A 20,720-nucleotide genomic window follows, 5' to 3' on the forward strand; every position below is an offset into this window, starting at 1 on the left:
TTGTCACAGGAGCCGCGCCCCGGGATGTCACCTCCGCGCTCACAGGCTCAGCTCCGGGTGCAGCCGGTCCAGCGTCCACACCTGCCGGCGGCGGGCCGACACGGCGGTCAGCGCGAGCGCCCCCGCGGTGAACGCGACGAGCACCACGCACGCGTGCCACACCGGTCCCAGGCCGCCGCCCGTGATGAGCCTCCTGAGGGCCTCCACGATGTAACTCATCGGGAGGAAGGGGTGGATCGCGTTGAAGAAGCCGGGGCTGGTCTGCACCGGGTACGTGCCGCCCGCGGAGGTCAGCTGGAGCATCAGCAGGGCGAGAACGAGGATCCGGCCCGCCGCTCCGAAGCGCGCGTTCAGCCACTGCACGATCGCCCCGAAGCACGCCGTCACCAGGAACAGGAAGCCGATCGTTCCGGCCGCCCGGGTCATCTGGAGGCCGATCGCCCAGTGCAGGACCGCCATCAAGGACACCGTCTGCAAAACGCCGATCGCCACCACCGGCAGCCAGCCGGCCAGCGCGATCCGCCACGCGGGGGCGCCCGTGGAGAGTGCGCGCCGGTTCATCGGGGGGATCAGCATGTACGCCACCATCGCGCCCACCCACAGGGACAGCGGAATGAAGTACGGGGCGAACCCGGTGCCGTAGTTGGGCGCCTTGTGGAGGTCCTTGGAGACGAGCTTGACGGGGTCGGCCATCACCTCGGTGCGCTGGTTGCGATCCTGCTTGTCGTAGTCGGGGATCTTCCCGGCGCCGTCGTGCAGTCCGCCCGCGAGCTTCCCGGAGCCGTCGACGAGCCTGAACATGCCGCCGTTGAGGTCCTCGGCGCCGGTCTTCAGCTTGCCTACGCCCTCGTCCAGGTCTCCGGCGCCGCTCTTGGCCGTACCGAGCCCCTGGTGCAGTTTCTGCGCGCCGGCAGCGACCTTCCCAGCGCCTTCATTCAGCTTGTTGATCTTGGATACGGCGTCGTCGAGATCCTCGGACAGGTGCGGTGCCCGGTCGGCGAGCGCCTGGGCCTGCCTCTGGAGAGTGGCCAGGTTGCCGTCGAGCTTCTTCAGGTCTCCGTGCTGGTCGCCGATCAGCGTGTTGAGGTCGTCGGCGATCGTCGCCACGTCGGCGGCCGCGTCCTTCGCCTTCTTCAGGTCGGAGCAGGCCGGATCCGGCAGTACGGCGTCCTGGCAGCGCGCCCGGTAGACGTCGTTCAGCGCGTCGGAGGCCGCGTGGGCGCCCTTGGCGGCGGCCGGAGCCGTCTTCACCAGGGTGTCGAGGTTGTCGCGGATCGCCTTGGAGGAGTCGGCGACGAGCCGGGCGGTGTCCCCGATGGTCTTCTCGTTCCCCTTGAGAAACGGGCCCACCTTCTTGTCGATCCCGTTGACCTTGTCTGCAAGGGTCTGCGTGCCCGCCGCGACCTGCTTCGAGCCGTCCGCCAGGTCGCCCGCGCCCGTGTCGAGCTTCGTCAGGCCCGTGGACAGCCTGCCGCTGCCGTCCTTGGCGTCGCTCAGGCCGTCGGCGAGATCCTTGGAGCCCTTCTCCGCCTTCCCGATGCCGCCGTTGAGCTGGTCGGCGCCGTTCGCGGCCTTCACCGTCGCCCCGTGGATGTCGGAGAACGAGATGAAGATCTTGTCCAGGAACGACCGCGACGCCTTCGCGGACGCGGCTTGGCGCACCTCGCTGAACACCGTCCGGGAGATCTGCCCGACGATGTAGTTGTTCGCGTCGTTCGTACGCACCTGGAGCGCGCCCGTCTCCGGCGAGGCGCCCGCGCTGGACGCGATCCGCCTGCTGAAGTCCGACGGCATGGTCAGCGACAGGTAGTACCTGCCGTCCTCGACACCCGCGCGTGCGTCCTCGGCACTCACCTCGTGCCATTCGAAGGTGTCGCTGTCGCGCAGCCCTTCGGTGATGGCCTCGCCCGCAGCGATCTTCTTCCCGTCGGCCGTCGCCCCCTTGTCGTCGTTGACGAGCGCCACGGGGATGCGGTCCAGACGGCCGTACGGGTCCCAGAACGACCACAGGTACAGGGCGCCGTACAGCAGCGGCAGCACCAGCAGCGCCACCAGGGCGGCGCGTGGCAGCCTGCCCCGGCGGAACCGCCTGAGCTCAAGAGCGGCCAGTTTCGGCGAGCGCATCGGCCTTCTCCTTCTCCGTGGTGGCCTTCTCCGTGGTGGCTACGACGACGGTGTCCTCCGGTGCCCCGCTGCACACCGCCACGACGGTCGTCCCGGCCGCGGCGATCGACCTCAACAGCGCCCAGACCTCGGCCCGTTCGGCATCCGAGAGCTTCAGGTCGGTGTCGTCGACGGCGAGCAGCCGGGGCCGTCCGAGCAGCGCGAGCGCGATGGACAGCCGCAGCGCCTCCAGCCGCTCCAGATCGCGTACGGCCGTCCGGGAGCCCTTGGGCAGGGCCTCGCGGTCCAGCCCGGCGGCGGCCAGAGCGGTGTCGATGCGCAGCCTGGCCTCGGCCGTGCGCTCCTTGCGCGGCCGCAGCAGCGCGCGCAGCGAGTCGCCGAACCGCCGCTGCAGCAGCGCCCGTTCGAGCAGATGCTCGCCCACGGTCAGGGCCGGCTCGAGGTCGGTGACCCCGGCCACATGCGCGAGCCCGCTGACCCGGCGCACGGCCGCCATCTGCTTGGGCAGCTTCCACTCGCCCACCTCGGCCGCTCCCGCGGTGGGTTTCATCCGTCCCGACAGCGCGAGCAGCAGGCAGGTACGGCCGGACCCGGACGGTCCCTCAATCGCGATCAGCGAGCCGGGCTCCGCGTCGAACGTGACGTCGCGGAAGGCCCAGCCGCGAGGGCCCCTGACTCCGAGGCCGCGGGCCGTGACACCGATTCCGGGCACGGTTCCCCCCATCCCCTGAAATTGAACTGACTGGTCAGTGCAAAAACTACTCCGAACCTTCGATCGAAGCAAAAGCGCAGGTCAGAACGGATTGTCAGTGGCATACCGCACGATGGGCACATACGGCGCCCCGTATCAGGGCATGCCGTCACGCAGACGACAGGAGGTTCGTCATGGCCAGCTATCACGCAGCAGCCGCCCGTCGGCGCCGCGCCACCGGCCCTGCCCCCTCACTGACCGGCCCGGCGAGCGACGTCCACCCGGTGCTCCGCCGGACCACGGCCCCGCCCGCCGCCCTCGACCTGCTCGCCCAGGCCCGCGCCGGACTGGACGAGGCAGCCGTCCTCGAAACGCCCAACGAGCGCTATGCCACCGCCCACCTCGCCGCGCTGCGCACTGCCGCCGCAGTGCTCGCCGCGCGGGGCCGCCCCGAACCCACCTCCCGACGCCGCGCCCGCATCAGGAGCGCCTGGGAAGTGCTCCCCGAAATCGCGCCCGAACTGACCGAGTGGAGCGCGCTGTTCGCCTCCGGGGCCCGCCGCCGTGCCCTGGCCGAGGCGGGCATACAGGGCGCGGCCAGCCGCCGGGACGCCGACGACCTGATACGTGACGTGGCGATGTTCCTGCGCCTCGTCGAGCGGATGCTCGTACTCCAGCCGGTCCTGCCGCAACCACGCCAGGACGCCGACCATCCACAGGCCGACGCGGAGAGCGACCGGAGCTTCCCGGACACGGGGTGAGCGAGTCCGCCGTACGAGACGATCGGCGGGCACGCCTGCGCGGTGACCAGGTGGGGCGGTGGAGGCAATAGGGTGGAAGGCGCCTGAAGCCTTCCCTCCGTACCCCGGCCGGGGAGGCACCCCGTTCGCTCCGCCGTGCAATGGGCGGTGCCGCGCCGAGGAGTCAACTGCCGTGTCGGACCCGAGCCGCCCCCGCGCCTCCCTCCGTACCGCCGTGGTCTGGGAGGTCCTCCAGGACGCCCTCGAACGCCGGGTGAAGGCCACCGGGCGGGAGTCGCTGGACGTTCTCGACACCGGGGGCGGCAGCGGCAAGTTCGCGGTGCCCGTCGCCAGCCTCGGCCACAAGGTCACCGTCGTCGACCCCAGCCCCAACGCGCTGTTCGCGCTGGAGCGCCGCACCGCCGAGGCCGGCGTCGCCGACCGTGTGCAGGGCGTCCAGGGCGACGCCCACGGCCTTTTCGACGTGGTCGAGCGCGGCGGCTACGACGTGGTGTTGTGCCACGGCGTCCTGGAGTACGTCGACGACCCGGCCGAGGGCGTGCGCAACGCCGTGGCCGCCCTGCGCTCCGAGGGCGTGCTGAGCCTGCTCGCCGCGGGTCTGGGCGGCGCCGTGCTCGCGCGCGCCCTCGCCGGCCACTTCAAGGAGGCGAGGCAGGCCCTCGCCGACCCGAACGGCCGCTGGGGCGCGGGCGACCCGGTGCCGCGCCGCTTCACCGCCGAACAGCTCACCGGGCTGGTCGAGGGCGCGGGCCTCAGGGTCGGCGCCGTGCACGGCGTACGGGTCTTCGCCGACCTCGTCCCGGGGGTCCTGGTGGACACCGAGCCCGGCGCCCTGGAGGCGCTGCTCAAGCTGGAGGAGGCGGCGGCCGAACTCCCCGCCTTCCACTCCGTGGCCACCCAGCTCCATGTGCTCGGCGAGACGCAGGGGGCCACCGAGGTCTGAGCGGGCTCCTGTGGTGCGCCGCTGATCAGGGACTTGGCCGCACATGGAGTACGCCACAGGCCCCCCGATCGGGCGTTCAGCGCCGTATGATCGAGGGAGACCGCCCGGCATGACGGGTCGGCCGCTGGGGAATGCAAGCTTCAGTGAGCCGGGACGTCCATGGCGGATTCCGGTTGGCCAATTGGCGCAGAGGGGCGGGTTTCACGGGGGCGATTCCCTGCCTATCCTGAAGGGACCCCCCGGGTCGCCCCGGCGACTGCACGATGAGGAGGACTCCGTGCCGCTCTCGGAGCACGAGCAGCGCATGCTCGAGCAGATGGAGCGAGCGCTGTACGCCGAAGATCCCAAGTTCGCGTCGGCGCTTGAGGGAAGCGGGCTGCGTACGTACACCCGGCGGCGGGTCTACCAGGCGGTCGCGGGCTTCCTCGTGGGTATCGCGCTCCTCATGGCTGGAATGGTCGCCAAGCAGGTCTGGCTCAGCGTGGTGGGCTTCCTGGTCATGCTGGGGTGTGCCGTGCTCGCCGTCACCGGCTGGCGCAAGGCCCCCAAGCCGGGCGAACAGCCCGCGGCCGGTGCTGCCCCGCACGCGCGCCGTCAGGGACGGCAGAAGCGCTCCATGATGGACCGCATCGAGCAGCGCTGGCAGCGCCGCCGCGACGAGCAGGGCCACTAGCTCCTCTTCCACCGTCCGTCCCGGACGGTCCTCGCAGACACAGGTGAGGGGGTGACCACCCGGCGGGTGGTCACCCCCTCACGTATGCCCGGATGACTGGCGCGGTGCGGCCGGCCGCACCGCGCCGCGCCGACCGGAGACGGTGTACTGGGCCGCGGCCGGCCGCACCGAGCGCCGCCGCAGCATCGGCAGCAGCGGCACGGCGACCGCAAGGAGCCCCAGCAGAGACCATCCAACGGCGCGGTGCGGCCCGGCCGCAACGGCGCTCTCAGCCGCTCTGCTGCCCCGACGGGCGCCGCGCCGGCGTCGACCAGCGGTCGGCACAGCGGGCCTTGAAGGCGGTCCAGCGGTCCGTGAGGTCCCACACCGCGCGGACGGCCGACCGGGGTGCCACGACCGCCCGTACCCGGGTGGTCCAGCTGACCTTGGACCGCAGCGCCGCCCGCAGCCTGCGCACATGGTCGGCCAGTCCCGGCACGTCCCGCGGCTGAGGTGCGAACAGCACCTGCTCCACCGCACTCGCCACCCGGTGCACCGACTCGGCGGTCGCCGCGTCCAGCTGCCCCAGCCGCACGATGCGTGCGGCCGCCTTGCGCGGGGTCAGCGCATCGTCCGGCACGATGCCGTAGTCCCAGGCCGTGTCGGTGAGTTCGCGCCAGACGGCCAGGACATGGCCCGCGGCCACCTCCGCGGCGTACCGCGCATCCGCCTCCACCGGCAGGGCCGTCACGTCGACGTCGTCCGTGCTCCCCGCGTCCGTGCCGCGTGCCTTGCGGCCCTCCCGGGTCAGCGTCGGGCCGGAGACGGTGTGCTGGGCCGAGGCCAGCCGCACCGAGCGCCGCCGCAGCCGCCACAGCATCGGCAGCAGCGGCACGGCGACCGCAAGGAGCCCCAGCAGGGACCATCCGGCGATCTTGTACCAGGGGAGACCGTCGTCGCCTGGCTTGGCCGTCTCCAGCGGGAGCGCGGCGGCGCAGGCCTCCAGCTTCTTCTGCTGCGCCGAGCAGCTCGTGCTCGCCGACGGAGCCGCCGACGCGGACGCACCCGCCGACTGCGAGGACCGCGGCACCGGCGGGAGATTGTTGTCCGGCGTGTCCGACTGCGTGTACGAGGGGGTCACGCCCCGGTTCGGGGTCGGCTCGAAGCGGGTCCAGCCCACGCCCTCGAAGTACAGCTCTGGCCAGGCGTGTGCGTCCTTCAGCCCCACCGACACCGAGCCGTCCGCCTGTGGCGTGCCCGGGGCGAAGCCCACCGCGACCCGGGCGGGTATGCCCAGGCTGCGGGCCATCGCCGCCATCGCGAAGGAGAAGTGGACGCAGAAGCCCTCCTTGTCCTTCAGGAACTTGGCGATCGCCTGCGAGCCGCTGCCGACCTGCACCTGGGTGCTGTACTGGAAGCCGCCGGTCAGGGCGAAGTAGTCCTGGAGCTTGACCGCCTGCTCATAGTGGCTGGTCGCGCCGTCGGTGACCTTGCGGGCAGTCCTGGCCACCACCGCGGGCAGCGAGTCCGGCAGTTTGGTGTAGTCGCGCTTCAGGGACGCGGGCGGCTCCGGAGCGTCGGCGAGCTGCTCCGCGGTCGGCTGCACATCGAGGCTCTTGACCAGATAGGTCTTCCCGCGGGTGGTCTCGCCGTGGTCGCCGACCAGCGTCATGCCCACCGGTTCGTAACGCCATTTCCCGCCGACGTCCACGCCGCTGGGTGGGTACGGCATCGGCAGCCAGTCCTGGGCGTACCAGTCTGCGGCCGAGATCCGGGTCTGTATCTCCGCCCGCTTGACGTCCCCACCGAGGCCGGACGGGGTCGGGAAGCTGTCCGGTACTCCGGTGACGTGCCGCTTGGACGGTTTCCAGGTGCTGCCGTCGAAGTCGTCCAGGGACACGATCCGCAGGTACAGGTTCGAGATGTCGTTGCTGTTCGTCTTGAGGGACATGACCTGGCGGTCCTGGTCCACGTTCAGACTGTCGCGCAGGGACACCAGCGGGTTCACCGCGGAGATCGTGCCGCCGCTGCCGTTGCCGCCGCCCACGCCCGTCCCGGCCGCGTCCAGCAGGCCGCCGTTCATCGCGGGCAGGGCGATCGGCACCACCAGGGCGACACCCAGTGCGACCACGCCGATACGGCGCCCGGTGCGCACCGGTGCCACCGCGCCGGGCTCCCCGCCCGGGCTGCGCGCCGCCCCGCCGAAGACCCGGCCCCACTGCGAGAGCCGCTCGCGCCCCTCGGCCAGGAGCAGCATCAGATAGCCGCCCGCCGCGACCAGGAACCACACCCAGTCGGTGCCGCCGTCGGACAGCCCCGCGGCCACGGAGTACAGCGCCAGCAGCGGCAGTCCGGCCGGGGCCGCGCTGCGGAAGGTCACCGCGAGGGTGTCCACCGCGAGGCCGATCACCAGGACCCCGCCGAGGATCATCAGCCGGATGCCGTGGGACTCCAGGGGCGCGGGGATCGCATACCGCGCGATGTCGTCGCTGCCCTGCTGCAGCAGGTCCGCGAAGTGACGGAACGCGTCGGGGCCGGGGACGATGCCTATGAGGGCCTGCTGCCGGGCGAAGACCAGGGTCAGCATCATCAGCGTGACCAGCGCCTGCGCCGCCACCGTCAGCGGCCGCGCCAGCGGCACCCGCCGGGTCGCCGCGCCCACCCCCGTCTGCACGGCGAGCATGACCGCCACCTGCAGGATCCAGGTGGCCGGCGAGACCAGCGGCAGCAGGGCGCAGGACGCCATCAGCGTGGCCGCCCAGGCGCACAGCGCCAGTCGTGCCCGCCCGCTCATGAGCCCGCCCCCCCACCGTTCGTCCCGCTCGTCGCGGCGAGACCCGTGCGCTCACGGTCCGCCAGACGCCACAACTCGGCGAGCGACGCGGCCCGCGGCACCTTCAGGGCCGTCCAGCCCGCCTCCCGCAGCATCCGCAGCCGTTCCTCGCTCCTGTCCAACGGACCGGGCACATCGCTCGGTTCCCGCCCCCAGGCGTTGCTGTCCAGCAGGAAGGCGACCGCGCCTCCGCTGCGCTGCCGCATCTTGGCGGCCACCGCCGCCTGCTCCTCGTCGAGGTCGCCGAGGAAGGCCACCAGCAGTCCCTCGTTCCCCCCGCGCAGCACGTCGTACGCCCGCGACAGGCCCGCGCCGTCGGAGTGGTCGACCACCGCGAGGGTGTCCATCATCAGCCCGGCCGCGTCCGCCGTCTCCTGGCTGGCGCCGGCGAACCCGTCGGCGCCCTCGCCGGGCACCGAGTTGCCGGTGTCGGTCAACAGCCGGACGGAGAAGCCCCGTTCGAGCATGTGCACCAGGACGGACGCCGCGCCCGAGACCGCCCACTCGAACGCCGAGTCGGGGCCCGCGCCCCGGAATGCGAGGCCCCGGGTGTCGAGCAGCACCGTGCAGCGGGCACGCTGGGGCTGCTCCTCGCGGCGCACCATCAACTCGCCGTACCGGGCGGTGAGACGCCAGTGCACGCGGCGCAGGTCGTCGCCGTAGCGGTAGCCGCGCGGGATCACGTCGTCCTCGCCGGCCAGCGCGAGCGAGCGCTGCCGCCCGTCGCCGTACCCCTTCGACTCCCCGCTCAGCCGCACCGGCGGCAGCGCCTCCACGCGCGGGATCACCGTCAGGGTGTCGTACGTCGAGAAGGACCGGGTCAGCTCGCACATCCCGAACGGGTCGGTCAGGCGCAGCTGCAGCGGGCCCAGCGGATAGCGGCCGCGCAGGTCGGAGCGGACCCGGTAGGACACCTCGCGGCGGCCGCCCGGCTCCACCCGGTCCAGGACGAAGCGGGGGCGCGGGCCGAGCACGTACGGCACCCGGTCCTGGAGCATCAGCAGCCCTGTGGGCAGCCGCGAGACGTTGTCCATCCGAAGATGGACGCGGGCCTCGCTGCCGGCGGGCACGCGCGCGGGGGAGAGGCGGCGACTGCCGGCCACCCTATAGCGCGTGCGGTAGAGGAACAGTGCGCAGATCAGGGGCAGCGCGGCGAGCAGCAGGCCGACTCGCAGCAGATCGCTCTGTCCCAGGACGTAGGCGCAGATGGCAGCCGCGATTCCGGCGGCCAGGAAGGAGCGTCCGCGGGTGGTCAGGCCCGCCAGGGCGGTACGGACGCCGCCCTTCTCGCTGTGGCCGGTGTCCGGGTGGCCCGTCCCCCCGGCGGTCATCACAGCCTCCGCGGCGGCTGCTGGGGGTACGCGGGCGTACCGCGGCCGAGGCCGTCGAAGCCGGGCTGCTGCTGGGGCGCCGCGGGCACCGCGGTGCGCTGCAGGATCTCCTGCACGACCTGCTCCGAGGTACGGCGGTTGAGCTGGGCCTGGGCGGTGGGCAGCAGCCGGTGGGCCAGGACGGCCACGGCGAGCGCCTGCACGTCGTCCGGCAGCGCGTACTCCCGGCCGCTCAGGGCGGCGGAGGCCTTCGCCGCGCGCAGCAGGTGCAGCGTCGCGCGCGGGGAGGCGCCGAGTCTGAGGTCGGGGTGGTTGCGGGTGGCGGAGACCAGGTCCACCGCGTACCGCCGTACCGTTTCGGCGACGTGGACGCCGCGGACGGCCTCGACCAGCTTCACGACGTCGTGCGCGTGTGCCACCGGCTGGAGGTCGTCCAGCGGGTTCACCCCGCCGTGGATGTCGAGCATCTGCAGCTCGGCGTCCGCGCTGGGGTAGCCGATGGAGACCCGGGCCATGAAGCGGTCGCGCTGGGCCTCCGGCAGCGGGTAGGTGCCCTCCATCTCGACCGGGTTCTGCGTGGCCACCACCATGAAGGGGCTCGGCAGCTCGTAGGTCTGCCCGTCGATGGTGACCTGGCGCTCCTCCATCGACTCCAGGAGCGCGGACTGCGTCTTCGGCGAGGCGCGGTTGATCTCGTCGCCGATCACGATCTGCGCGAAGATCGCGCCCGGCTTGAACTCGAAGTCCCGGCGCTGCTGGTCCCAGATGGACACACCCGTGATGTCCGAGGGCAGCAGGTCGGGGGTGAACTGAATGCGTCGCACCGAACAGTCGATGGACTTGGCCAGCGCCTTGGCCAGCATGGTCTTGCCCACGCCCGGGACATCTTCGATCAGAAGATGTCCCTCGGCGAGCAGTACGGTCAGCGAAAGCCGTACGACCTCGGGCTTGCCCTCGATCACTCCTTCCACCGAACTGCGGACCCGCTCCACAGTGGCAGTCAGATCTGTAAGGCTCGCTCGATCGTCATAGGTCGTCACCCGGCCCTCCTCGGCCCGTTCTTTCTCCGGGCCGCTCTGCGATGCGGACCGGCCCACCCCGAAACACGGACACCACGCGTGAATAGTTCCGCGTGACGCCACACCCCGCATTCTTGCTGCCGTTACCGATTCGTGTCACTCGACTGTGGACAACTGGCTGCGGTATGTCAGGTTTTATGACGCTTGGGCTCCAGCATGCGCGGGATTTGCGAAAAACGAGAAGGGCCGAGCGCCGTCACGCGGGGTCGATCTCGCGCAGCAGACCCGTCTTCACATCGAAGACGAAGCCCCGCACGTCGTCGGCGTGCAGCAGGAACGGCGAGGTGCGCACCCGCTGCATGGACTGCCGTACGTCCTGGTCGACGTCCCGGAACGACTCCACCGCCCAGGCGGGACGCTGGCCGACCTCGTCCTCCAGCTCGGTGCGGAAGTCCTCGGTGATGGCCTCCAGGCCGCAGCCCGTGTGGTGGATGAGGACGATGCTGCGGGTGCCGAGCTTGCGCTGGCTGATGGTGAGCGAGCGGATCACGTCGTCGGTGACGACGCCGCCCGCGTTGCGGATGGTGTGGCAGTCGCCGAGCTCCAGGCCGAGTGCCGCGTGCAGGTCGAGGCGGGCGTCCATGCAGGCCACGACCGCCACGTGCAGGACGGGGCGGGCGTCCATCCCGGGGTCGGTGAATGCCTCGGCATAGCGTCCGTTCGCCTCGACCAGGCGGTCGGTGACGGTGCCGCCGCGTATGGCGCCTTCGGGCTCGGTGGGAACAGATGCAGAAGTCGTCATACCTATGACGGTACTGGTCACAGGCGATCCGGTCGCGGTGTGAGAGCGGGAGAAGAGCGTCATCACAGTCCTCTTGTGAGGTAACCCACATGGGTGGCGGAGGTGAAGCCGTACGGGTGATTTTCCCGGATTTGCCGCTACACACTCACGCCGGGGCGCGACGCGCAGGCCAGTTGATTGACCGCGAGACACCGTGGACTAAAGTGACGCGAAGCGGGAGGCGAGGCCCTCCCTGCTGGACTGAAATCCCAGGAGACCCCGGCTCACGCACGGACGGTCTCCCCACGTGCGCGGCGCGTACGTACGGCTCGGCCTCCTCCCGCTCCCGGTCGGCTGACGCTCCTGGCGCCGGCCGACCTCCCCTTCACGAGCGGGCGGGGACCCGGCGGTGCGTAGGCCCACGCCGGATCTGAGAGGGCCCCTTGAGCCAGAGTCGACACGTCCCGGTGATGCTCCAGCGGTGCCTGGACCTGTTGGCCCCCGCCCTGCAGCGGCCGGGAGCGGTGGTCGTCGACTGCACCCTCGGCCTCGGCGGCCACAGCGAGGCCCTGCTGACGCAGTTCCCCGAGGCCCGGCTGGTCGCCCTGGACCGCGACAAGGAGGCGCTGCGCCTGTCCGGCGAGCGGCTCGCGCCCTTCGGCGAGCGGGCCACCCTGGTGCACGCCGTCTACGACGAGCTCCCGGACGTACTGGAGCGGCTCGGCATCGCGCGCGTACAGGGCGTCCTGTTCGATCTCGGGGTCTCCTCCATGCAGCTCGACGAGGCCGACCGTGGCTTCGCCTACGCCCAGGACGCCCCCCTCGACATGCGCATGGACCAGACGACCGGCATGAGCGCCGCCGAGGTCCTCAACACCTACCCGGCGGGCGAACTCGTGCGGATCCTGCGCGCGTACGGCGAGGAGAAGCAGGCCAAGCGGATCGTGGCCGCCGTCGTGCGCGAGCGCGAGAAGGAGCCGTTCAGCAACAGCGCGCGGCTCGTCGAGCTGATCCGGGACGCGCTGCCGCAGGCCGCCAAGCGCACCGGCGGCAACCCGGCCAAGCGCACCTTCCAGGCCCTGCGCATCGAGGTCAACGGCGAGCTCTCCGTCCTGGAGCGGGCCATCCCGGCCGCCGTGCAGGCGCTCGACGTGGGCGGACGCATCGCCGTCCTGTCGTACCACTCGCTCGAGGACCGCCTGGTCAAGCAGGTGTTCGCGGCCGGAGCGGCCACCACCGCGCCCCCCGGGCTGCCGGTCGTGCCCGAGCAGTACCAGCCCCGGCTCAAGCTGCTCACCCGCGGTGCCGAACTTCCCACCGAGGAAGAGGTCGCCGAGAACCGGCGGGCGGCACCGGCGCGACTGCGCGGGGCCCAGCGCATCAGGGAGTCCATCGAATGAGGGGCGTGAACGAGTTGGCGAGCGAGTGGGTTGGGGAACCGGACTCACTGGAGGCCGCGTGAGCAGGAAACCCGAACTGAGGGGGCGGGCCGCCCGTCTCGCACGCCTCATCCCCGGAGCGGGAAGCCGTGCACAGGCGGCCCGTACTCCGTTCGTCCTTCTCGTCGTGCTCCTTCTGGGCGGCGGCCTGATCGCGCTCCTGGTGCTGAACTCCGCGCTCAGTGAAGGCTCGTTCAAGCTCGACGACCTCCAGAAGGACACCAAGAGCCTCACCGACGAGGAACAGGGGCTCCAGCGGGACATCGACTCCTACTCCGCCCCGGAGGCCCTCCAGGAGCGCGCTCGCGAGCTCGGCATGATGCCCGGCGGAGACCCCGCGTTCCTGAATCCCGACGGGACCGTCAAGGGCGTCCCCTCGGTCGCCGGCGAGCAGGCCGTCAGCCGGGCCGTCGAGCAGTCCGCGGTGCAGATGCCGCTCGTCCTGCTCCCGCCGGAGCCCGCCGCGGCCCCCGGCACGCCCCCCACCCCGGAAGCCGATCCCGCCCAGACGACCACGACCCCCGGCAGGTGACGGAAGTGTCCGACAGGGAACCGCCGCGCCGCCGGGTGCCCGGCCCCGCGCGCCCCGACCGCCCCGCCGCCGGCGCCCGGCGCCCGGGTCCCGGCGCCCGCCCCGCCCGCCGCCCGGCACCGGGCCGCCCTGCGGCCCCGGGCGCCCTGCGGCTGGGCAGCCCCCGCCCCCGGCTGCGCATGGTCAGCCTGGCGCTCACCCTGGTGCTGATCGCCTTCGTCGTACGGCTGCTGCAGGTGCAGGCCGTCGACGCGAGCGCATACGCCGCCAAGGCCGACCAGAACCGCTACGTGGGCCATGTCCTGACCGCCGAGCGCGGCGGCATCCTCGACCGCAACGGCGTGGCCCTCGCGACCAGCGTGGACGCCTACGACCTCACGGCCGACCCCACGATGTTCACCCGCGAACAGCTGAAGGTCGGCAACGGCCCAGAGCAGGCGGCCGCGCTCCTCGCGCCGATCCTCGGCATGGAGCAGGAAGAGCTCGTCCACAAGCTCCGCCCCAAGAACAAGAAGCTGCGCTACGTCCTGCTCGCCCGCCGCCAGACCCCCCAGGTCTGGAAGCAGATCAAGGACCTGAAGACCGCGCTCGTCGCGAAGGGGGAGAAGGACAAGTCCACCGTCAACGTCCTCGCCGGCATCTTCGCCGACCCCAGCAGCAAGCGGATCTATCCCAACGGTGATCTCGCCGCCGGGATACTGGGCTGGGTCAACGACCAGGGCAAGGGCGGCGGAGGCGTCGAGCAGGAGCTCAACAAGGAGCTGGCCGGCAAGGACGGCAAGATCCGCTACGCCCAGTCCGGCGGCCGTCTGGTGCCCACCGCGGGCTCCACGGAGACGCCCGCCGTGCCCGGCAGCGACGTCGAGCTCACCCTCGACCGCGACATCCAGTGGGCCGCGCAGAACGCGATCAGCCAGCAGGTGAGGAAGTCCGGGGCGGACCGCGGGTACGTGATAGTGCAGGACACCCGCACCGGCGAGATCCTGGCCATGGCCAACGCGCCCGGCTTCGACCCCAACGACCTCTCCAAGGCGAACCCGAACGCCCTGCACAACTGGGCCGTCGAGGACGCCTACGAGCCCGGCTCCACCGCCAAGATCATGTCGATGGCGGCCGTACTGCAGGAGAACGTCGCCACGCCGCTGACGCATGTCGTCGTGCCGAACCGGCTGCACCGCGGCGACCGGCTCTTCAAGGACGACGTCGACCACGACACCTGGAACCTCACGCTCAACGGCGTGCTCGCCAAGTCCAGCAACATCGGCACCATCCTGGCCACCGGCCAGCTGGGCAGCACGCAGGCGCAGGCCAACAAGGTCCTCTACTCGTACCTGCGCAAGTTCGGCATCGGCAGCTACACCGGACTCGGTCTCCCCGGCGAGACCAGGGGCATCCTCGCGCCGCCCGAGAAGTGGTCGACCTCGCAGCAGTACACGATTCCTTTCGGCCAGGGCGTGTCCGTCACCGCGCTGCAGGCGGCGTCCGTCTACTCGACCATCGCCAACGGCGGCGTACGTATCCAGCCCACGCTCGTGCGCGGCACGAAGGGACCCGACGGGCGCTTCACCCCGACCGCGCAGCCCAAGAAGACAAGGGTCGTCAGCGCGAAGACGGCGAAGACCCTCGCCCAGATGCTGGAGTCGGTGGTCGACGACCGGGAGGGAACCGGCAACAAGGCGCGCATCCCCGGCTACCGGGTCGCGGGCAAGACGGGTACGGCCAACCGCGTGGATCCGGCCACCGGCCAGTATCGCGGCTACACCTCCTCGTTCGCCGGATTCGCACCTGCGGACAACCCGCGCATCACCGTGTACTGCGCCATCCAGAACGCCACGAGCGGGAGTTACTTCGGCGGCCAGATCTGCGGACCCATCTACAAGGAGGTGATGGAGTTCGCACTGAAGACCCTCCAGGTCCCGCCCACGGGGGCCCGGGCCGCGAATCTGCCCGTCACCTTCTGATCAGTGCAACCAGCCAGGAACGCTCCGTGACCATGATCACTCCCGACTCGGGCAACCCGGGCGCCCCCAGCCCCTCGCCCGCCCGTCACCCACCACCACCCTTGCCGGACCGCGCTGCGCGCGGACCCCTATTTAGCTCGCAAGCGGGTGCGCCCGGTACGCTCACCGCCGTGCCACACGCTGATCAGTCTCAAACCACCCAGAAGGGCGCATCCGTGACATACCCGGGGCCGCCCAGGCCGGTGCAGGTCTCCGCCACACCCCTCGCGGAACTCGCCGATCAGCTGGGTGCCACCGCGCCGGAGAGCGCCGCCGAGGTCACGGGCATCACCCATGACTCGCGCGCCGTCCGCCCCGGCGACCTGTACGCCGCCCTCCCGGGCGCCCGCCTGCACGGCGCCGACTTCGTCACCCAGGCCGCCGGCCTCGGTGCGGTCGCCGTGCTGACCGACCCGACCGGCGCCGAGCGCGCCGCCGCGACCGGCCTGCCGGTCCTGGTGGTGGACGACCCGCGCGGGCGGATGGGCGAACTGGCGGCCACGATCTACGGCCATCCGGGCCGCGATCTGCTCCAGATCGGCATCACCGGCACCTCCGGCAAGACCACCACCGCCTACCTCGTCGAGGGCGGCCTGAAGACCAAGAGCAACACCGGTCTCATCGGCACGGTCGAGATGCGCATCGGCGACGAGCGCATCAAGTCCGAGCGCACCACCCCCGAAGCCACCGACCTGCAGGCCCTGTTCGCGGTCATGCGCGAGCGCGGGGTCGAGGCGGTCGCGATGGAGGTCTCCAGCCATGCGCTGGTCCTCGGCCGGGTCGACGGCTGCGTCTTCGACATCGGGGTCTTCACCAACCTCAGCCCGGAACACATGGAGTTCCACTCCGACATGGAGGACTACTTCCGGGCCAAGGCACAGCTGTTCACGCCGGAACGCAGCAAACTGGGCGTCGTCAACTTCGACGACGAGTACGGCCGCAGGCTGGTCGACGAGGCCACCGTCCCGGTTGTGACCTTCTCGGCCGAGGGCCATCCCGACGCCGACTGGCGCGCCGAGGATGTCCAAGTCGGCCCGATGGACTCGACGTTCACCGTGATCGGCCCCGAGGGCGAGCGGATCGAGGCGAAGGCGCCGCTGCCGGGCGGCTTCAACGTGTCGAACACCCTCGCCGCCGTCGTCGCCCTCGCCGCCGCGGGCCTCGACCCGCAGACCGCCGCCGACGGCATCGCCGCCGTGCCCGGCGTGCCGGGCCGCCTGGAGCGCGTGGACGCCGGGCAGCCGTATCTCGCGGTGGTCGACTACGCCCACAAGACCGACGCCGTCGAATCGGTCCTGCGCGCCCTGCGCAAGGTCACCGAGGGCAGGCTGCACGTCGTGCTCGGCTGCGGCGGCGACCGCGACAGGACCAAGCGCGCGCCGATGGGCGCCGCCGCAGCCCGCCTCGCCGACACCGCCGTACTGACCTCCGACAACCCCCGCTCCGAGGACCCCCTCGCGATCCTTGCAACCATGCTCGAGGGCGCGGCGTCCGTACCAGCACACGAGCGCGGCGAGGTCCAGGTCTTCGAGGACCGGGCAGCCGCGATCGCCGCAGCCGTCGCCCGCGCGCAGCCCGGGGACACCGTGCTCGTCGCGGGCAAGGGCCACGAGCAGGGCCAGGACATCGCCGGGGTGGTCCGTCCGTTCGACGACCGCCAGGTGCTTCGAGAAGCCATCCAGAAGACCCAGGGATGAACTTGTGATCGCCCTCTCTCTCGCCGAGATCGCAGAAGTCGTCGGCGGGCAGACGCACGACATACCGGATCCGTCCGTCCAGGTCACGGCTCCGGTCGTCCGGGACTCCCGTGAGGTGCAGCCCGGCAGCCTCTTCGCCGCCTTCGTCGGCGAACGGGTCGACGGCCACGACTTCGCAGCCCAGGTCGTCGAAGCGGGCGCGGTCGCCGTACTGGCGTCGCGCCCCGTCGGCGTGCCCGCGATCGTCGTCGAGGACGTCCAGAGCGCCCTCGGCGCCCTCGCACGTCATGTCGTACGACGCCTCGGCGCGACCCTCGTGGCCCTCACCGGCTCCGCGGGCAAGACCAGCACCAAGGACCTGATCGCCCAGGTCCTGCAGCGCAAGGCACCGACGGTGTTCACGCCCGGCTCGCTCAACAACGAGATCGGGCTGCCCCTCACCGCCCTGTCCGCCACCGAGGAGACCAGGTTCCTCGTCCTGGAGATGGGTGCCCGCGGCATCGGCCACATCCGCTACCTCGCCGACCTGACGCCCCCGAAGATCGGCCTCGTCCTCAACGTCGGCACCGCCCACATCGGCGAGTTCGGCGGCCGCGAGCAGATCGCGCAGGCCAAGGGCGAACTGGTGGAGTCCCTTCCGGAAGACGGCGCCGCGATCCTCAACGCGGACGACCCCCTCGTACGGGCCATGGCATCCCGTACGAAGGCGAAGGTGCTCTTCTTCGGAGAGGCCGACGAAGCGGACGTACGCGCCGAGAACGTGCGACTCACGGACACCGGGCAGCCTGCGTTCAGGCTCCACACACCCTCCGGTGCAAGCGATGTGACCATGCGCCTGTACGGTGAGCACCACGTGTCGAACGCGCTCGCCGCGGCCGCCGTCGCCCATGAGCTGGGCATGTCCGCGGAAGAGATCGCCACCGCGCTCTCCGAGGCGGGCTCCCTCTCCCGCTGGCGTATGGAGGTCACCGAGCGACCGGACGGCGTGACCATCGTCAACGACGCCTACAACGCGAACCCCGAGTCCATGCGAGCCGCCCTGCGCGCGCTCGCGGCCATGGGCAACGGGCGGCGGACCTGGGCGGTGCTCGGCAAGATGGCCGAGCTCGGGGACGAGGCGCTCGCCGAGCACGACGCGGTCGGACGGCTCGCCGTCCGGCTCAATGTCGGCAAGCTCGTCGCGGTCGGGGGCAGGGAAGCGTCCTGGCTGCAACTGGGCGCATATAACGAGGGTTCGTGGGGTGAGGAGTCGGTGCACGTGTCCGACGCACAGGCGGCGGTCGACCTGTTGCGCAGCGAGTTGCGCCCGGGAGACGTCGTCCTCGTGAAGGCGTCCCGTTCGGTCGGCCTCGAGAGCGTCGCGCAGGCGCTCCTCGAGACCGGTGCCGAGGGTGAGGTTGCCGCCCGATGATGAAGCAGATCCTGTTCTCGGGAGTCATCGGCCTCTTTCTGACGCTGGTCGGCACTCCGCTGCTGATCAAGCTGCTGGCCCGCAAGGGCTACGGCCAGTACATCCGGGACGACGGCCCGCGCGAGCACGCCAGCAAGCGCGGTACGCCGACGATGGGCGGCATCGCCTTCATCTTCGCGACGGTGGCCGCCTACTTCCTTTCCAAGATCATCACCGGCTACGCCCCGAGCTACTCGGGTCTGCTGGTGCTCGGCCTGATGGTCGGCATGGGTCTGGTCGGCTTCCTCGACGACTACATCAAGATCGTCAAGCGGCGCTCGCTGGGCCTGAGGGCCAAGGCGAAGATGGCCGGCCAGCTGATCGTCGGCATCAGCTTCGCGGTGCTCGCGCTGCAGTTCCAGGACGCCCGCGGCAACACCCCGGCCTCGACGAAGCTGTCGTTCATCACGGACTTCGGCTGGTCGATCGGCCCGGTGCTGTTCGTCGTCTGGGCGCTGTTCATGATCCTCGCGATGTCGAACGGCGTGAACCTCACCGACGGTCTGGACGGTCTCGCCACCGGCGCCTCGGTGCTGGTCTTCGGCGCGTACACGTTCATCGGCGTCTGGCAGTTCCAGGAGTCCTGCGCCAACGACCAGACCCTCACCAACCCTGTCGCCTGCTACGAAGTGCGCGACCCGCTCGACCTCGCGGTCATCGCCTCCGCGCTGATGGGTGCCTGCCTGGGCTTCCTGTGGTGGAACACCTCGCCGGCCAAGATCTTCATGGGCGACACCGGTTCGCTCGCGCTCGGCGGTGTCCTCACGGGCCTGGCCATCCTCTCCCGCACGGAGCTGCTGGTGGCCATCATGGGCGGTCTGTTCGTCCTCATCACCATGTCGGTGGTCATCCAGGTCGGTTCCTTCCGCCTCACCGGCAGGCGGGTCTTCCGAATGGCGCCACTCCAGCACCACTTCGAACTCAAGGGCTGGTCCGAAGTCCTAGTGGTGGTCCGCTTCTGGATCATCCAAGGCATCTGTGTGATTGTCGGACTGGGCCTCTTCTACGCGGGATGGGCAGCGGACAAGTGACCGACTGGCAGGGCAAGCACGTCACCGTCGCCGGGCTCGGCGTCTCCGGTATCCCGGCGGCCAAGGTGCTGCACGCGCGCGGGGCGATCGTCACGGTCGTCAACGACGGCGACGACGCACGCGCGCGTGAGCAGGCCGCCGAGCTGGAGGCACTGGGCATCACGGTGCGCCTCGGTGACGGCGCGACCCTGCCCGAGGGCACCGAGCTGATCGTCACCACGCCCGGCTGGAAGCCGGACAAGCCGCTGTTCGCCGCGGCCCGCGAGGCCGGCGTCGACATCTGGGGCGACGTCGAACTCGCCTGGCGCCTGCGGGGCCCCGACGCGGCCCCCTGGCTCGCCGTCACCGGCACCAACGGCAAGACCACCACCGTCCAGATGCTGGCCTCCATCCTGAAGGCCGCCGGGCTGTGCACCGCGGCCGTCGGCAACATCGGCGTCTCGCTCCTCGACGTGGTGCTCGGCGAGGAGCAGTACGACGTCCTCGCCGTGGAGTTGTCCAGCTACCAGCTGCACTGGGCGCCCTCCCTGCGCGCTCACTCCGCCGCCGTCCTGAACCTGGCCCCCGACCACCTCGACTGGCACGGCTCCATGGAGGCGTACGCCGCCGACAAAGGCCGTATCTACGAGGGCAATCGCGTCGCCTGCGTCTACAACGTGGCCGACAAGGCCACCGAGGACCTGGTGCGCGAGGCCGACGTCGAGGAGGGCTGCCGGGCCATCGGCTTCACCCTGGGCACGCCCGGCCCGTCCCAACTCGGCGTCGTGGACGGCATCCTGGTCGACCGCGCCTTCGTGGAGAACCGGCAGAAGAACGCCCAGGAGCTCGCCGAGGTCTCCGACGTCAACCCGTCGGCCCCGCACAACATCGCCAACGCCCTTGCGGCGGCGGCCCTCGCGCGCGCCTTCGGGGTGCCCGCCGCGGCCGTGCGCGACGGCCTCAGGAACTTCACCCCGGACGCGCACCGCATCGCGCACGTGGCCGACGTGGCCGGGGTCGCGTACATCGACGACTCCAAGGCCACCAACACGCATGCGGCCGAGGCCTCGTTGGCGGCGTACGAGTCCATCGTGTGGATCGCGGGCGGGCTCGCCAAGGGCGCGACCTTCGACGAACTGGTCGCCAAGTCGGCAAAGCGACTTCGCGCAGTCGTCCTCATCGGCAAGGACCGCGCCCTCATCCGTGAAGCCCTCGCGCGACACGCGCCCGAAGTACCGGTCGTCGACCTCGACCGGACCGACACTGGGGCGATGCTCGCGGCTGTCCGGGAGGCCCAGCGGCTCGCGGCCGCAGGCGACACGGTGCTGCTGGCCCCGGCCTGCGCCTCGATGGACATGTTCGCCAACTACAACAAGCGCGGTGACGCGTTCGCAGAAGCGGTCCGCGAACTCGGCGCCTGACCCGGCCGCCTGCAGCCGGGCGACCTTGGGAGGGAC

The 20,720-nt window shown here is 71.2% G+C and carries 16 protein-coding genes; 10 read left to right on the forward strand and 6 right to left on the reverse strand.

Annotation, left to right across the window (positions count from 1 at the left end; genetic code table 11):
- Positions 1 to 39: 39 nt before the first annotated feature.
- Both IH68_RS0111900 and IH68_RS0111905 read right to left on the reverse strand, forming a co-directional pair.
- Positions 40 to 2,124: a YhgE/Pip domain-containing protein gene (locus IH68_RS0111900; protein ID WP_030932767.1), complete on the reverse strand. Its 2,085-nt coding sequence runs from the start codon at positions 2,122 to 2,124 to the stop codon at positions 40 to 42.
- Positions 2,096 to 2,848 (reverse strand): ATP-binding cassette domain-containing protein, encoded by a 753-nt coding sequence (locus IH68_RS0111905; RefSeq protein ID WP_030932769.1) that lies wholly within the window; start codon positions 2,846 to 2,848, stop codon positions 2,096 to 2,098. Before IH68_RS0111905 ends, IH68_RS0111900 begins: the two co-directional genes overlap by 29 nt.
- A gap of 161 nt (positions 2,849 to 3,009) precedes the next feature.
- On the opposite strand from IH68_RS0111905, the gene IH68_RS0111910 reads away from it, so the two are divergent.
- The 3 genes from IH68_RS0111910 to IH68_RS0111920 all read left to right on the forward strand — a co-directional run bounded on the left by IH68_RS0111910 (position 3,010) and on the right by IH68_RS0111920 (position 5,192).
- Positions 3,010 to 3,576, forward strand: coding sequence for an SAV_6107 family HEPN domain-containing protein (locus tag IH68_RS0111910; protein WP_030932771.1), 567 nt, complete (start codon positions 3,010 to 3,012; stop codon positions 3,574 to 3,576).
- Positions 3,577 to 3,748: 172 nt separating this feature from the next.
- Entirely contained in the window at positions 3,749 to 4,519 is a 771-nt protein-coding gene (locus IH68_RS0111915) for a methyltransferase (protein ID WP_030932773.1), read from the forward strand.
- A 277-nt stretch (positions 4,520 to 4,796) separates the two neighbouring features.
- Positions 4,797 to 5,192, forward strand: a complete 396-nt coding sequence (locus IH68_RS0111920; RefSeq protein WP_030932775.1) for a DUF3040 domain-containing protein — start codon at positions 4,797 to 4,799, stop codon at positions 5,190 to 5,192.
- Between the two features lie 268 nt (positions 5,193 to 5,460).
- Here IH68_RS0111920 and IH68_RS0111925 read toward each other — a convergent pair whose 3' ends face one another.
- From IH68_RS0111925 to IH68_RS0111940, 4 genes are all read right to left on the reverse strand, one after another.
- On the reverse strand, positions 5,461 to 7,965 hold the full coding sequence (locus IH68_RS0111925; protein WP_030932779.1) for a transglutaminase TgpA family protein: 2,505 nt from the start codon (positions 7,963 to 7,965) through the stop codon (positions 5,461 to 5,463).
- Positions 7,962 to 9,335 (reverse strand): DUF58 domain-containing protein, encoded by a 1,374-nt coding sequence (locus tag IH68_RS0111930; RefSeq protein WP_030932782.1) that lies wholly within the window; start codon positions 9,333 to 9,335, stop codon positions 7,962 to 7,964. The genes IH68_RS0111925 and IH68_RS0111930 overlap by 4 nt, the downstream gene beginning before the upstream one ends.
- Positions 9,335 to 10,375, reverse strand: coding sequence for an AAA family ATPase (locus IH68_RS0111935; protein WP_030932785.1), 1,041 nt, complete (start codon positions 10,373 to 10,375; stop codon positions 9,335 to 9,337). Before IH68_RS0111935 ends, IH68_RS0111930 begins: the two co-directional genes overlap by 1 nt.
- A gap of 235 nt (positions 10,376 to 10,610) precedes the next feature.
- A complete protein-coding gene (locus tag IH68_RS0111940; protein WP_420718982.1) occupies positions 10,611 to 11,219 on the reverse strand; it encodes a beta-class carbonic anhydrase in 609 nt (202 codons plus the stop codon).
- A gap of 359 nt (positions 11,220 to 11,578) precedes the next feature.
- Between IH68_RS0111940 and rsmH the strand changes: the two genes are divergently transcribed.
- The 7 genes from rsmH (at position 11,579) to murD (ending at position 20,684) form a co-directional block, all read left to right on the forward strand.
- Positions 11,579 to 12,535 (forward strand): 16S rRNA (cytosine(1402)-N(4))-methyltransferase RsmH, encoded by a 957-nt coding sequence (gene rsmH, locus IH68_RS0111945; protein WP_078912419.1) that lies wholly within the window; start codon positions 11,579 to 11,581, stop codon positions 12,533 to 12,535.
- A gap of 58 nt (positions 12,536 to 12,593) precedes the next feature.
- Positions 12,594 to 13,106 (forward strand): membrane protein, encoded by a 513-nt coding sequence (locus IH68_RS0111950; RefSeq protein WP_037884738.1) that lies wholly within the window; start codon positions 12,594 to 12,596, stop codon positions 13,104 to 13,106.
- Between the two features lie 5 nt (positions 13,107 to 13,111).
- A complete protein-coding gene (locus IH68_RS0111955) occupies positions 13,112 to 15,067 on the forward strand; it encodes a penicillin-binding transpeptidase domain-containing protein (RefSeq protein ID WP_030932796.1) in 1,956 nt (651 codons plus the stop codon).
- A gap of 215 nt (positions 15,068 to 15,282) precedes the next feature.
- On the forward strand, positions 15,283 to 16,803 hold the full coding sequence (locus tag IH68_RS0111960) for a UDP-N-acetylmuramoyl-L-alanyl-D-glutamate--2,6-diaminopimelate ligase (protein WP_030932799.1): 1,521 nt from the start codon (positions 15,283 to 15,285) through the stop codon (positions 16,801 to 16,803).
- A gap of 4 nt (positions 16,804 to 16,807) precedes the next feature.
- Positions 16,808 to 18,214, forward strand: coding sequence for a UDP-N-acetylmuramoyl-tripeptide--D-alanyl-D-alanine ligase (locus IH68_RS0111965; RefSeq protein WP_030932802.1), 1,407 nt, complete (start codon positions 16,808 to 16,810; stop codon positions 18,212 to 18,214).
- Positions 18,211 to 19,284, forward strand: coding sequence for a phospho-N-acetylmuramoyl-pentapeptide-transferase (gene mraY, locus IH68_RS0111970; protein WP_030932805.1), 1,074 nt, complete (start codon positions 18,211 to 18,213; stop codon positions 19,282 to 19,284). Before IH68_RS0111965 ends, mraY begins: the two co-directional genes overlap by 4 nt.
- Positions 19,266 to 20,684, forward strand: a complete 1,419-nt coding sequence (gene murD / locus IH68_RS0111975; RefSeq protein ID WP_030932807.1) for a UDP-N-acetylmuramoyl-L-alanine--D-glutamate ligase — start codon at positions 19,266 to 19,268, stop codon at positions 20,682 to 20,684. Before mraY ends, murD begins: the two co-directional genes overlap by 19 nt.
- Positions 20,685 to 20,720: the final 36 nt, after the last annotated feature.

Origin of the sequence: Streptomyces sp. NRRL S-646 (assembly GCF_000720765.1) — a bacterium.
Classification (GTDB): Bacteria; Actinomycetota; Actinomycetes; order Streptomycetales; family Streptomycetaceae; genus Streptomyces.

Excerpts from the sequence above, each read along its gene's own strand:
- IH68_RS0111900 (WP_030932767.1), bottom strand. The coding sequence starts at position 2,124 with ATGCGCTCGCCGAAACTGGCCGCTCTTGAGCTCAGGCGGTTCCGCCGG.
- mraY (WP_030932805.1), top strand. The coding sequence starts at position 18,211 with ATGATGAAGCAGATCCTGTTCTCGGGAGTCATCGGCCTCTTTCTGACG.
- IH68_RS0111905 (WP_030932769.1), bottom strand. The coding sequence starts at position 2,848 with ATGGGGGGAACCGTGCCCGGAATCGGTGTCACGGCCCGCGGCCTCGGA.
- IH68_RS0111925 (WP_030932779.1), bottom strand. The coding sequence starts at position 7,965 with ATGAGCGGGCGGGCACGACTGGCGCTGTGCGCCTGGGCGGCCACGCTG.
- murD (WP_030932807.1), top strand. The coding sequence starts at position 19,266 with ATGGGCAGCGGACAAGTGACCGACTGGCAGGGCAAGCACGTCACCGTC.
- IH68_RS0111940 (WP_420718982.1), bottom strand. The coding sequence starts at position 11,219 with ATGACGCTCTTCTCCCGCTCTCACACCGCGACCGGATCGCCTGTGACC.
- IH68_RS0111930 (WP_030932782.1), bottom strand. The coding sequence starts at position 9,335 with ATGACCGCCGGGGGGACGGGCCACCCGGACACCGGCCACAGCGAGAAG.
- IH68_RS0111910 (WP_030932771.1), top strand. The coding sequence starts at position 3,010 with ATGGCCAGCTATCACGCAGCAGCCGCCCGTCGGCGCCGCGCCACCGGC.